The sequence below is a fragment of the Natronolimnohabitans sp. A-GB9 genome, assembly GCF_030848565.1.
Lineage (GTDB): Archaea > Halobacteriota > Halobacteria > Halobacteriales > Natrialbaceae > Natronolimnohabitans.
Window position 1 is genome coordinate 208,030 of record NZ_JAVDDV010000002.1, and the last position, 12,230, is coordinate 220,259.

The window sequence follows — 12,230 nt, forward strand, 5'->3', positions numbered from 1 at the left end:
ACCGTCGAATACGTCTCGCCGAAGACCGATATTCGAGAGTAGAGACGAACATCTTTGACCGTCGGGAGTGGAGGGCTACGTATGAGCAATCCCACGTTCGAGGCCGACGGCATCACGCTCGAGAAGGTGCGTGAGCACGTCTGGGAGATCCCACAGGAAGGTGACATGCGAACGCCCGCGCGGGTGCTGGCGAGCGAACCGCTCCTCGAAGAGATCTCGGACGACAAGACCCTCGAGCAGCTCACGAACACGACGCATCTGCCCGGCATCACGAAACACGCGATCTGTATGCCCGACGGCCACCAGGGGTATGGCTTCCCGGTCGGTGGGGTCGGTGCCCTAGACGCCGAAGACGGCTGTATTTCGCCGGGAGCGGTCGGCTACGACATTAACTGCCTCACGGGCGATACGGACGTCCTCCTCGAGTACGGCCGTCGGCTTCCGATCGAAGACCTCGAAAAGCGGTTCGAAGAGGAAAACGCGATGGTCGCCGGAGAGGAGTTCACGCCATCGACGATCCGACTGTTCACCGAACGAGACGACGCGACGGTGTACGAAGTGGAGACGGAAACCGGTGATCGGATCACTGCAACGGCAGATCACCCGTTCCGAACGCCAGACGGAATGCGCCCGCTCGAGGAGCTCTCTGAAGGCGACGAAGTCCATCTCCAGCCGTTCCGCGGTGTTCCAGACGAGGAGCCGGAGGAGTTCACGGTCCTCAGCGAGGACGACGTCGCAAACGAGAACCCACAGCTCGTCCGCGCACTCGAGGATCGTGATCTCCTCCCGTTGAAATCGACCGATGACGCGTTCAATCGGTTCCTCAAACTCGTCGGATTCCACACTGGCGACGGTGCGATCGGAAGCGGCGGACAAACGTGGTTCTACGGTGAGCCGACGGATCTCGAATCCATTCAGGACGACATCGATGCGATCGGATTCACCCCGTCGAAAATCTACGAGCGAGATCGGGCCCACGAAATCGACGGCAAGACCTTCGAGACGACGGAGTACAGCGTCCGAGCGAACTCGAAAGCGTTCCAGAAAGTCCTCCTCGAACTCGGTGCACCGGACGGACGCAAGATAGAATCCGACTTCACGACGCCGTGGTACTTCGATCGGCTGACGAACTGGCAGAAGGCCCTGTACGTCTCGGCCTATTTTGGGGCCGAAATGAGCGCGCCCGCAGCGCAACACGATAAGAACCTGTACTGTCCAAAAGTATCCCAGACCCGTGTCGCAGCTGTCGCTGACGACGGGGAGGAGTTCATGGCGGATATCGCCTCCTTCCTCGGCGACCTCGATATCGAGACAAATCAGATCGAACGGTTCGAGACGGACTCGAGTGCCGATCGAGAAACGATCAGGCTCCGTTTCGGAGTTAAAAATGATTCGGAGAACCTGATTCGGTTCTTTTCGACCGTCGGATACCGATACAACCACGAAAAGCGCCGAAAAGCTGCCAAAGCGATCCAGTATCTCAAGACGAAGGAAGCGGTTATCGACCGCCGTGCGACGATCGCTCGCGAGGCGAAAGCGATGGCTGATGGCGGAACACCAGCGCAGGATATCAAGTCGGAGTTCGACGTCAACGAGCGATTCGTCGAACGGAGTATCTGGGATGGTCGAAGCGGACGTCCGCGACCACCCGCCGAATTCCCCGGATTCGAGGACTACTGCGAAACGACGACGGTCGGTGACGATTACACGGTTGCCGCCCGAATCCGGTCTATCGAACCCATCGACGAAGCGCACAGGGTGTACGATATCGGCGTTACCCACGACGCACACAATTTCGTCGCTGACGGATTCGTCGTCTCTAACTGCGGCGTCCGGATGATGCGGACGAACCTGACTTACGACGACCTCCAGGGCCGCGAGGAGGAACTCGTCGACGCGCTGTTTGCCAACGTTCCGTCGGGGCTTGGCGGTGGCGGCATCGTCGAGGCCGGCGTCGACACCGTCGACGAGATCTTAGGGCGGGGCGTCGACTGGGCACTCGAGAACGGCCACGCCGTCGAGGAGGATCTGCTTCACTGCGAGGACGAAGGGATGCGCGAAGAGGCCGACCCCGAGAAGATCACTCAGAAGGCCAAAGACCGCGGAAAGAACCAGATCGGCTCGCTGGGATCGGGCAACCACTTCCTCGAGGTCCAGCGCGTGACCGACGTCTTCCACGACGAGGTCGGCGAGGCCTACGGACTGGAGGAAGACCAGATCGTCGTCCTGATCCACTGTGGCTCCCGCGGACTGGGCCATCAGACCTGTAACGACTACCTTCGGAAGATCGAACAACAGCATCAGGGGCTGTTGAACCAGTTGCCCGACAAGGAACTCGCGGCCGCGCCCGCCGGCTCGCAACTGGCCGAGGACTACTACGCGGCGATGAACGCCGCGATCAACTTCGCGTGGGTCAACCGTCAGCTGATCATGCACCGCACGCGGCAGGTCTTCGAGCGCGTCTTCGATCGCTCCTGGGAGACGATGGAGATGGACCTGCTGTACGACGTGGCCCACAACATCGCGAAAAAGGAGACACATACTGTAGACGGCGAGGAACGCGAACTCTACGTCCACCGCAAAGGCGCGACGCGGGCGTTCCCTGCCGGCCACCCGGAGGTGCCGAAGGCCTACCGCGACGTCGGGCAACCCGTCATCATCCCCGGCAGCATGGGCGCCGGCAACTTCGTCCTCCGGGGCGGCGAGAACTCGATGGATCTGACGTTCGGCTCGACCGCCCACGGCGCAGGCCGGCTGATGAGCCGTACGCAGGCCAAAAGCGAGTACTGGGGCGGCGACGTCCAGCAACAACTCGAGGACCAAGAACAGATCTACGTCAAGGCCCAATCGGGTGCAACTGTCGCCGAGGAGGCCCCCGGCGTCTACAAAGACGTCGACGAGGTCGTCCGCGTCTCCGACGAACTCGGCATCGGCGACAAGGTCGCACGGACGTTCCCCGTCTGTAACATCAAGGGCTGATACGGACTGCTGTCCGACAGTATGGTACGACGGTGCCGTCTGATCGACGCCGGTCCCTGCCCTCGAGTCGAAACGAGTGTGACGGGCCGTCGTCGAGTCGTCCCGTTCACTGCAGCCGAAACGGGTTCTCGTCGTCCGCCCCGTCGTCCTCGTCGCTCTCGTAGGGCTTTCGCGCCGTGATCGTCACCGTCGCCTCGGGATCGTCCTCGTCGGCCCAGGGGCTGTCGTAGGCCGAAATCTCGAGATCCGTGACGTCCCATCCCTCTGCCTCGATGAGTTCGACGAGTCGCCGCTGGTCCTCGAGCATATCCTCGTCCATACGCCACCATTCGAGCGTACCCCGGGTAGTTCTTCCGACGACGACGAACGTCACAGCGAGCGGACACAGCGTGTTCGAACGGGCAAGGGGTAACCGAAATAGGTTACGAGATTCGAAATAACCCCGCGTACTTAAGCGGTTTCATCTGCAATAGGGGTGTATGCTCACCGACGAGTTCGGGCGGGAGGTAACCGGGGTCAGGGTATCCCTCACCGATCGGTGTAACTTCGACTGTGTCTACTGTCACAACGAAGGGCTGGGTGACACTCGCGGACCGATGGATCCACAGGACGACGAGATGTCGACCGACGACGTCGTGCGCTTTCTCGAGGTCGCCGCCGAGTTCGACGTCGACGCGGTCAAGTTCACCGGCGGCGAGCCGATGCTTCGCCAGGACCTAGAGGAGATCATCGAGCGCACACCGGAGCAGATGGAAGTCTCGCTGACGACCAACGGCACGTTCCTCCCAGGACGGGCCGAAGACCTCGTCGAGGCTGGACTCGAACGAGTCAACGTCTCCCAGGACGCGCTCGATCCGGAGGACTTCGCGGCCGTCACGCAAAGTGGCGCCTACGAGAAGGTCTTAGAGGGCGTCGACGCGGCGCTGGAAGCCGGCCTCGATCCGGTCAAACTCAACATGGTCGTCTTCGAACACACCGCGGGCTACGTGCCGGAGATGGTCGACCACGTCGCCGAAAACGAGGGGCTACAACTGCAGTTGATCGAGTACATGCCGGAGCTGACCGGCAAACCCGAGTGGAACATCGACATCGGCCGCGTCCACGACTGGCTCGCCGAGCAGGCCGACGAGATCGAGCACCGCGAGATGCACGACCGCAAGCGATACTGGGTCAGCAGCGACGAGGGCGACGGGAGGGGAATGGTCGAGATCGTCGACCCGGTCGAGAACGCAACCTTTTGTGCGAACTGCCATCGTGTCCGGGTGACCCACGAAGGTTATCTGAAGGGTTGTCTCAACCGCAACGACGACCTGCGGTCGATGGGCGAGATGTCCAAACCCGAGATCCGCGAGGCGTTTCGCGAAACCGTCGCGAACCGGGTTCCCTACTACGGCGAGTACATGGTCAAAAACGACGACGGCGAGTGGGAACTCAACGACGACTACCTCGAGGTCGAGACGGCAGCGGACTGACGGTCGTGGCGCGGCTATCCGTGAGGTCTCGAGTGTGTCGACTGCATCGTGGGTGATACAACCGTTCTCGGTTACGTTTATATCAATGAGTGTCGGGCTCGCGCGACAATCAAAGACGTCTGATCGTTCCGATAACGGGAATGTTACTCGGTCCCGGGGCCGGGGGCTTTCGTTGCGCTTAAGTACCAGTCGCCGGTAGGTCCGGGTGCGATACGTGTAGGGGAGCAGTCCCCGAGTCCGAGAGGGCGATGATAGAGACACGGTGTCGTGGTAGCCAAGCGGCCCAAGGCGCATGGTTGCTAACCATGTGGCGTCAAGCCTCCGGGGTTCGAATCCCCGCCACGACGTCGGATACACTGACGATTCCTCGTCAGTAGTACTTCCCTGACGCATTTCGCGTCAGTCGTTTGCATCGCGCGCACACCAGATACAGATACACGACACATGAGCGAGGAAGCACCTCAAGAACAACAGGACGACGAAGACCTCCAGTACTTCGTCCGTATCGGGCAAACCGACCTCGATGGGACGAAGTCCGTCGAGCGCTCGCTGTCGGAGCTCAACGGGGTCGGTCGACGGACCGCCCGACTCATCGCCGACAAAGCGGGCGTCGACCGGACGGCGACGTTCGGTCGACTCGACGACGACGTCATCGACGAGGTCGTCGAAGTCGTAGAGAACTACGCCGACGAAGTTCCGGACTGGCTCAACAACCGCCAGGAAGACTTCTACACCGGCGAAACGACCCACGAGATCGGCAACGATCTCGAGTTGACCCGCCAGCACGACATCAACCGGATGAAGATGATCGACTCCTACAAGGGTGTCCGCCACAAGCGCGGCCAGAAGGTTCGCGGTCAGCGGACCAAGTCCACCGGCCGTACCGAAGGCACCATCGGAGTCAACGTCGAAGAGATCCGCGAAGAAGAAGCCGAAGGCGGCGACGAAGGGGAGGGTGAATAACGATGCCACTCGGAACCGACACCAAACAGTACGAGACGCCGAACCACCCCTACCAGGGTGAACGCATCGCTACCGAGCACTCCCTGATCGACCGCTACGGTCTCAAGAACAAAGAAGAGCTCTGGCGGGCCCAGTCTCAGCTTCGCTCCTACCGGCGCGAGGCTCGAGAGCTGCTCGGCCAGGCACAGGACGACGAGACCGTCATCAACCGCTCCGAGGAGTTCCTCGGTCGGCTCAAGCGTGTCGGCATCTTAGACGAGAGCGACGAGCTCGGCGACATCCTGTCGCTCGAGATCGAGGACGTCTTAGAGCGCCGTCTCCAGACGGTCGTCTACCGGAAGGGGCTGGCGAACACGACCGAGCAGGCCCGACAGTTCATCACGCACGGGCACGTCACAGTCGACGGCCAGCGCCACCGCGTCCCGTCGTACGTCGTCGACGTCGACGAGGAGGCCCTCGTCGAGTTCGACGAGAACAGCCCGCTCGCGGACGAACTCCATCCCGAACGCGCGGAGGGTCAGTAAACCATGAGTCAGGACGACGAAAAGTGGGGCATCGCCCACGTGCACGCATCGTTCAACAACACCATCATGACCGTGACCGACCTCACGGGCGCGGAGACGATCGCCAAGTCCAGCGGTGGGACGGCGGTCAAGCAAAACCGCGACGAGGCGTCGCCGTATGCGGCCATGCAGATGGCCGAGTCGATCGCCGAGGAGGTCAAGGCTGCGGGCATCACCGGACTCCACGTTCGAGTCCGTGGCCCTGGCGGCAACCTCCAGAAGTCCCCCGGCCCGGGTGCACAGGCGACGATTCGCGCACTCGCCCGATCCGGTATCGAGATCGGTCGCATCGAGGACGTCACGCCGATCCCACACGACGGATCGCGCGCACCGAAGGGTAAGGGCGGCTACTAGATCCATGACGGAATCGTACGACGTCGAGTTCGTCGAACGCGGGGACCAGGAGGCACGGTTCCTCGTCCGGGGTGTGACACCCGGGTTCGCCAACGGCATCCGCCGGGCGATGATCGCCGACGTGCCGACGATGGCGATCGACACCGTCCGGTTCGTCGAGAACTCGTCGGTCATGTTCGACGAGCAACTCGCCCTGCGGCTCGGGCTCGTCCCGCTGACGACGCCCCCCGTCGGCGAGTTCAGCGAGGACGACACCGTCACGCTCTCGATCGACGTCGAAGGGCCAGCAACCGCCTACTCCGGCGATCTCGTCTCGAGCGACGAACTCGTCGAACCTGCGACGGACGACGTTCCGATCATCGAACTCAAAGACGGCCAGCGACTCGAGGCCGAGGCCGACGCTTCCATCGACCGCGGGAAAAATCACGCGAAACATCAGGGTGGCGTGGCCGTCGGCTACCGTCACCTCCAGCGTGTCGAGGTCGTCGACGACCTTCCCGAGTTCGAGGAGCAGGAGTCACGGATCGTCCGTGGCGTCATCGAAGACAATGGCGAGCTCGTCCCGACGAGCGAGTTCGATCACGACCTCTCGAACCGATATCCGGGCAAGGAGGTCGAGATCGAGGACGTGCCCAACGCGTTCGTCTTCCACGTCGAGACGGACGGTTCCTTTACCGTCGAAGAACTTGTCACGCGAGCCGCCGACACGATCGAATCGCGTGCAACCGAACTCGAAGACGCAGTACAGCTATAGAACCTAATTTATGAACCGACGCCCCCGTACCCGAAGCGAGACCGCGTTCACCGGCGCCGTAAGCAACGAGACCGGTCCGGTCTCGCATACTGGAATCGAAAGGGGTTTGAAGGGGCGGCGGCTACACGGAAGTGCGAGCAGGGATAGCCAAGTCAGGCCAACGGCGCAGCGTTCAGGGCGCTGTCTCGTAGGAGTCCGCAGGTTCAAATCCTGCTCCCTGCATCCACTTCTCACTCGTCGAACGTCGACCACCGAAGAACCGACCGTCTACGGAAGACGATCGGCTCGACTCGCGTGGCGATCCGTTCGACGTATCGATTCCACTTCGACGGGACATATCCTCGTCCCGTCGTCTACCGTATTTGGAGGACACAATGAGTAGCAAAACCAATCCGAGGCTCAACGATCTCATCGCCGAGCTGAAGTCGACGTCCCGCGAAACGGACGCCGACGTCTGGCGCGACGTCGCGGATCGACTCGAGAAGCCCCGGCGCACCCACGCTGAGGTGAACCTAGGCCGTATCGAGCGATACGCACGCGAAGAAGAGACTGTCGTCGTTCCCGGCAAAGTGCTGGGCTCTGGCGCACTACAGAAATCGGTTACCGTCGCGGCCGTCGACTTCAGTTCCTCGGCCGAGACGAAGATCGAACAGGTCGGCGAATCAGTACCGCTCGAGCAGGCGCTCGAAGAAAACCCTGAGGGATCCGACGTACGGGTGATCCGATGAGTATCGCAGAATTCGACGCGGACGTCGTCGTCGACGCCCGTGACTGTATCCTCGGTCGCGTCGCCAGCGAAGTCGCACAGCGATCGCTCGACGGCGAACGTGTCGCCGTCGTCAACGCCGAAGACGCCGTCATCACCGGCGACAAAGAAGACGTCTTCGGCACCTACCGAAAGCGACTCCAGCTGGGTTCCGACAGCGGCCCCTACTACCCGAAGCGACCCGATACGATCTTCAAGCGCTCCATCCGGGGCATGCTTCCGCACAAGAAGCCCCGTGGCCGTGAGGCGTTCGACAACGTCCGCGTCTACGTCGGCAACCCCTACGAGGGAGACGACGACCGCGAGGCCGAAGTGCTCGAGGGAACGTCGCTGGATCGACTTTCGAACATTCGCTTCGTCCACCTGGGCGAAGTCTCCGAACAACTCGGTGCTAACGTCACATGGTAACGAACACGAGCGGAAAGAAGAAGACCGCCGTCGCCCGCGCAACCGTTCGCGAGGGCGAGGGTCGCGTCCGCATCAACTCCAAGCCAGTCGAACTGGTCGAACCGGAGATGTCCCGGCTCAAGATGCTCGAGCCGTTCCGCATCGCCGGTGAGGATCTGCGCAGTGAGATGGACATCGACGTCCGCGTCGAAGGTGGCGGTATCAGCGGACAGGCCGACGCCGTCCGTACCGCGATCGCACGCGGGATCGTCCAACACACCAACGACGCCGAACTCCGCGACGCGTACATGGAGTTCGACCGTTCGCTGCTGGTCAACGACGTTCGCCAGTCCGAACCGAAGAAGTGGGGCGGCCCAGGCGCTCGGGCACGCTACCAGAAGTCCTACCGCTAAGGTGATCAACTCATGATGGTACCGGTCCGGTGTTTCACCTGTGGCAGCGTCGTCGGCGAACACTGGGAGGAGTTCGACGAACGAGCCAACGAGGGCGACGAAGACCCCCAGGAAGTGCTCGACGAGCTCGGCGTCGACCGCTACTGCTGTCGACGCATGCTCGTGAGTCACAAAGACCTCGTCGACGTCGTCTCACCATACCAGTAACATGCAACAGCAACGTCACAACCGCTACGAGAAAGCGCGCATCCTCGGCGCTCGAGCGCTGCAGGTCTCCTACGGCGCGCCGGTGTTGGTCGAGACCGACCAGTCGGAACCGATCCTCATCGCTGCCGAGGAGTACGACGCCGGAGTGTTGCCGTTTACAGTCAAGCGAGGGGACGAATGACGCTGATTACCGACATCCGACTCCGACGCATCCTCGATTCGCGCGGGAATCCGACGGTCGAGGCCGACGTCGTCACCGAAAGTGGCGGATTCGGCCGTGCCGCGGCGCCAAGTGGCGCCAGCACGGGCGAGTACGAGGCCGTCGAACGACCGCCAAGCGAAGCGATCGCCGCGGCTCGGGAACACGCTGTCCCGCGACTCGTCGGTGAGGCATACGCCGGCAACCAGCGGGAAGTCGATTCCATCCTGCGTGCCGCGGACGGAACCGACGACTTCTCCGAGATCGGCGCCAACAGCGCGGTCGCCATCTCGATGGCTGCCGCAAAAGCCGGCGCCGACGTACTCGGCGCACCGCTGTTCCAGCATCTCGGTGGCGCGTTCCGCGGGAACAACTTCCCGATCCCGCTCGGTAACGTCGTCGGCGGTGGCGAACACGCCGCCGACGCGACCGACATCCAGGAGTTCCTCGTCGCGCCCGTCGGCGCGCCGAGCGTCGAAGACGCCGTCTTCGCCAACGCTGCTGCCCACGCCGCCGTCGCGGACCTCCTCGAGGAACGCGACGTCCCGTGTGGCAAAGGCGACGAGGGTGCATGGGCGCCGTCGATCGACGACAGCGAGGCCTTCGAGATCGTCGACGAGGCGGTCTCGATGGTCGAAGACGAGGTCGGCTTCGATATCAAGTTCGGCCTCGACGTCGCCGGTGCAGAACTGTACGACAACGATTCGGAGCGCTACGAGTACAGCGGCGAAAGCCGAGACACGGACGAACAGATCGAATACATCGCCGGGCTAGTCGAGGAGTACGACCTCGTCTACGTCGAGGATCCCCTCGACGAGGACGACTACGACGCTTTCGCCGACCTCACCGACGAAGTCGGCGATCAGACGCTGATCTGTGGAGACGACCTGTTCGTCACGAACACCGGTCGACTCCGCGAGGGAATCGATCGCGGCGCGGCAAACAGTATCCTGATCAAGCCCAACCAGATCGGAACGCTGACCGACGCCTTCGACGCGATCGAACTCGCGACCGAGAACGGCTACGACTCGGTCATCTCCCATCGATCGGGCGAGACCGAGGACGCGACGATCGCACACCTCGCCGTGGCGACGGACGCCCCTTACATCAAGACGGGTGCCGTCGGCGGCGAGCGAACCGCCAAGCTCAACGAGCTCATCAGAATCGCAGACGACGCGACATGACAGACGACAACGCATCCCAGGAAGGGCTCGACGCCGCCAAAGAGGAGATCGACGAGGAGCCGGCCGAAGGAGCCGGTCCCGCCGCCGATCCCGAGGAGGACGTCGAGCCAGCCGACGAACAGTCCGTAGACGCCGAGGCCACGGAGGCCGAGGCCGACGCAGAACCAGAACCCGAGGAAGACGAGGGTCCAACGCTCGACGACGACGTTATGAGCGACGAGGAGGCCGACCTCCTCATCCCCGTCGAGGACTACCTCGGCGCCGGTGTCCACATCGGGACCCAGCAGAAGACCAACGACATGGAGCGGTTCATCCACCGCGTCCGAACCGACGGTCTCTACGTACTGGACGTCTCGAAGACCGACGGCCGCATCCGCACGGCCGCGGACTTCCTCGCCAACTACGACCCCGAACAGATCCTGGTCACCTCGAGTCGCCAGTACGGCCGCTTCCCGGCCGAGAAGTTCGCCGAAGCGGTCGGCGCTCGCGCCCGTACCGGCCGATTCATCCCGGGCACACTGACCAACCCCAAGTACGACGGCTACATCGAACCTGACGTCGTCGTCGTCACGGACCCGATCGGCGACGCCCAGGCCGTCAAGGAGGCCATCACGGTCGGTATCCCGGTCATCGCGATGTGTGACTCGAACAACCAGGTCAGCAACGTCGACCTGGTCGTCCCGACCAACAACAAGGGTCGCAAGGCCCTCTCGGTCGTCTACTGGCTGCTCGCCAACGAAGTCCTCGACCGCCGCGGCGCCGAGCCGTCCTACTCGCTCGAGGACTTCGAGAGCGGCGTCTAATCCGTTCGAATCGCAACTGTTCGTTTTCTTATCGACCGGACCAGGAGAGATAGCGACTGCAATGTTTTTCGGTCCACTCGTCTCTCGAGATAGCGAACAAAGGAGTTAGGTGGACCTCGGTGCAACGAAACCGTATGATCGATTCGCTGTTCGAGTTCGAAAAAGAGGAGATTCCGCTGCCAGTGGCGCTCGCGACAGCGGCCCTAATCGCGATTTTCGCAGTCGGGATCCCGTATCGACTGGTCGTCGGCTTCTGATACTGTCTGACAACACACTGTACACACTGATCGCACGCGAGACCTCGTCGGGGACGACAGGCCTCGAGACGCGATCGGGAGTATTGACTGTTCTCCGGTAGTATGAGCCACAGGAAATTACAGGTACATTGGAACTGACGGACAGGGACTTGGACTCTCGTTTTCTCCTCGTCCGTCGTCGCTCGAGTTTAAATACGAAGGCCGGGCCAGGTGGGACAGACCATGGACTGGGACGTCATTACCGGCAGGTGGACCGTGTCGCTGGATCGCCAGCGGACTGGCGCCAGAACCACCGTCGTCGAAGTGGGCCGTCGAGAGGTCTCACCACTGGATTCGGACCGAACGACTACACTAGCGAAACGGGGCTCGGACCGTCCTGCCCGAACGACTGCGCCTGTCGATCGGATCGGACAGTTCGAGAACCGTTCGAGGCGAGCACAGACGGAACCGATCGCGGCGCTGGTCGCTGTCGTAGCGGTCGTCGTCGCGATCGGGCTCTACACCGCGGCTCTCGCTGGATTACTTCCGGGCACGAGCGATCGCACTGTCGAAGAGACGACGATCGATCGCGTCTGGGCGGACCTGGAAGACGACGAACGCGGCGTGTTCCCCGTCGCCGAATACGAGTCCAACGGCGACGAGGCAATGCGAGATGCCATTTCCCTCGAGTCGTTACCCGACGGCAAGAACAGCTACGTCGAGATCCGGGCGTACGAGAGCGGAGAGCCGACCGTCTTCGCTGCGACACACTTCGATTCGGACGGCGATAGCGTCCGTGACCGCCAGATCGACTCGACGCACGCCGATTTCGGACCGCCGCGCGGAACCGGTGGGCCGGACGAGCGTGGCGTCGCCACCAGACCGATTTCGGTCGCAGTCACGGACGCCGACGTTCGTGGCGGAACGCTCTACGTGGAGGTCTGGTGACC

16 protein-coding genes and 2 tRNA genes are annotated in these 12,230 nt (G+C 62.4%); 17 read left to right on the forward strand and 1 reads right to left on the reverse strand.

What is annotated here, in order from left to right:
* Positions 1–81 precede the first annotated feature (81 nt).
* On the forward strand, positions 82–2,979 hold the full coding sequence (locus RBH26_RS03460; RefSeq protein WP_345784071.1) for an RtcB family protein: 2,898 nt from the start codon (positions 82–84) through the stop codon (positions 2,977–2,979).
* 106 nt (positions 2,980–3,085) lie between these two features.
* On the opposite strand, the gene RBH26_RS03465 is transcribed toward RBH26_RS03460, so the two are convergent.
* On the reverse strand, positions 3,086–3,298 hold the full coding sequence (locus tag RBH26_RS03465) for a hypothetical protein (protein ID WP_306756566.1): 213 nt from the start codon (positions 3,296–3,298) through the stop codon (positions 3,086–3,088).
* Between the two features lie 160 nt (positions 3,299–3,458).
* Between RBH26_RS03465 and moaA the strand changes: the two genes are divergently transcribed.
* The 16 genes from moaA to RBH26_RS03545 all read left to right on the forward strand — a co-directional run bounded on the left by moaA (position 3,459) and on the right by RBH26_RS03545 (position 12,228).
* Complete coding sequence (gene moaA, locus RBH26_RS03470; protein ID WP_306756567.1) at positions 3,459–4,451, forward strand: GTP 3',8-cyclase MoaA; 993 nt, start codon at positions 3,459–3,461, stop codon at positions 4,449–4,451.
* A gap of 264 nt (positions 4,452–4,715) precedes the next feature.
* A tRNA-Ser gene (locus tag RBH26_RS03475) sits at positions 4,716–4,798 on the forward strand.
* A gap of 97 nt (positions 4,799–4,895) precedes the next feature.
* Positions 4,896–5,414 carry a 30S ribosomal protein S13 gene (locus tag RBH26_RS03480; protein ID WP_306756569.1) on the forward strand — a complete coding sequence of 173 codons (519 nt, stop codon included), beginning with the start codon at positions 4,896–4,898 and terminating at the stop codon, positions 5,412–5,414.
* 2 nt (positions 5,415–5,416) lie between these two features.
* Positions 5,417–5,938, forward strand: a complete 522-nt coding sequence (locus tag RBH26_RS03485) for a 30S ribosomal protein S4 (protein WP_306756570.1) — start codon at positions 5,417–5,419, stop codon at positions 5,936–5,938.
* Between the two features lie 3 nt (positions 5,939–5,941).
* The gene (locus tag RBH26_RS03490; protein WP_306756572.1) at positions 5,942–6,331 is read left to right on the forward strand and encodes a 30S ribosomal protein S11; all 390 of its coding nucleotides are present in this window, start codon (positions 5,942–5,944) and stop codon (positions 6,329–6,331) included.
* A 4-nt stretch (positions 6,332–6,335) separates the two neighbouring features.
* The gene (locus tag RBH26_RS03495; protein ID WP_306756574.1) at positions 6,336–7,085 is read left to right on the forward strand and encodes a DNA-directed RNA polymerase subunit D; all 750 of its coding nucleotides are present in this window, start codon (positions 6,336–6,338) and stop codon (positions 7,083–7,085) included.
* Positions 7,086–7,222: 137 nt separating this feature from the next.
* A tRNA-Leu gene (locus tag RBH26_RS03500) sits at positions 7,223–7,307 on the forward strand.
* 152 nt (positions 7,308–7,459) lie between these two features.
* On the forward strand, positions 7,460–7,813 hold the full coding sequence (locus tag RBH26_RS03505; RefSeq protein ID WP_306756576.1) for a 50S ribosomal protein L18e: 354 nt from the start codon (positions 7,460–7,462) through the stop codon (positions 7,811–7,813).
* On the forward strand, positions 7,810–8,259 hold the full coding sequence (locus RBH26_RS03510) for a 50S ribosomal protein L13 (protein WP_306756577.1): 450 nt from the start codon (positions 7,810–7,812) through the stop codon (positions 8,257–8,259). Before RBH26_RS03505 ends, RBH26_RS03510 begins: the two co-directional genes overlap by 4 nt.
* Positions 8,253–8,651, forward strand: a complete 399-nt coding sequence (locus tag RBH26_RS03515) for a 30S ribosomal protein S9 (protein ID WP_306756578.1) — start codon at positions 8,253–8,255, stop codon at positions 8,649–8,651. The genes RBH26_RS03510 and RBH26_RS03515 overlap by 7 nt, the downstream gene beginning before the upstream one ends.
* A gap of 12 nt (positions 8,652–8,663) precedes the next feature.
* On the forward strand, positions 8,664–8,858 hold the full coding sequence (locus RBH26_RS03520) for a DNA-directed RNA polymerase subunit N (RefSeq protein ID WP_306756579.1): 195 nt from the start codon (positions 8,664–8,666) through the stop codon (positions 8,856–8,858).
* Between the two features lies 1 nt (position 8,859).
* Positions 8,860–9,039 carry a DNA-directed RNA polymerase subunit K gene (locus RBH26_RS03525; RefSeq protein WP_306756581.1) on the forward strand — a complete coding sequence of 60 codons (180 nt, stop codon included), beginning with the start codon at positions 8,860–8,862 and terminating at the stop codon, positions 9,037–9,039.
* Positions 9,036–10,241, forward strand: coding sequence for a phosphopyruvate hydratase (gene eno, locus RBH26_RS03530; protein ID WP_306756583.1), 1,206 nt, complete (start codon positions 9,036–9,038; stop codon positions 10,239–10,241). Before RBH26_RS03525 ends, eno begins: the two co-directional genes overlap by 4 nt.
* Positions 10,238–11,044 (forward strand): 30S ribosomal protein S2, encoded by an 807-nt coding sequence (rpsB, locus tag RBH26_RS03535; protein WP_306756584.1) that lies wholly within the window; start codon positions 10,238–10,240, stop codon positions 11,042–11,044. The genes eno and rpsB overlap by 4 nt, the downstream gene beginning before the upstream one ends.
* Positions 11,045–11,178: 134 nt before the next feature.
* On the forward strand, positions 11,179–11,301 hold the full coding sequence (locus RBH26_RS03540; RefSeq protein WP_306756585.1) for a hypothetical protein: 123 nt from the start codon (positions 11,179–11,181) through the stop codon (positions 11,299–11,301).
* A gap of 222 nt (positions 11,302–11,523) precedes the next feature.
* Entirely contained in the window at positions 11,524–12,228 is a 705-nt protein-coding gene (locus tag RBH26_RS03545) for a hypothetical protein (protein ID WP_306756587.1), read from the forward strand.
* The last annotated feature ends 2 nt before the right edge of the window (positions 12,229–12,230 follow it).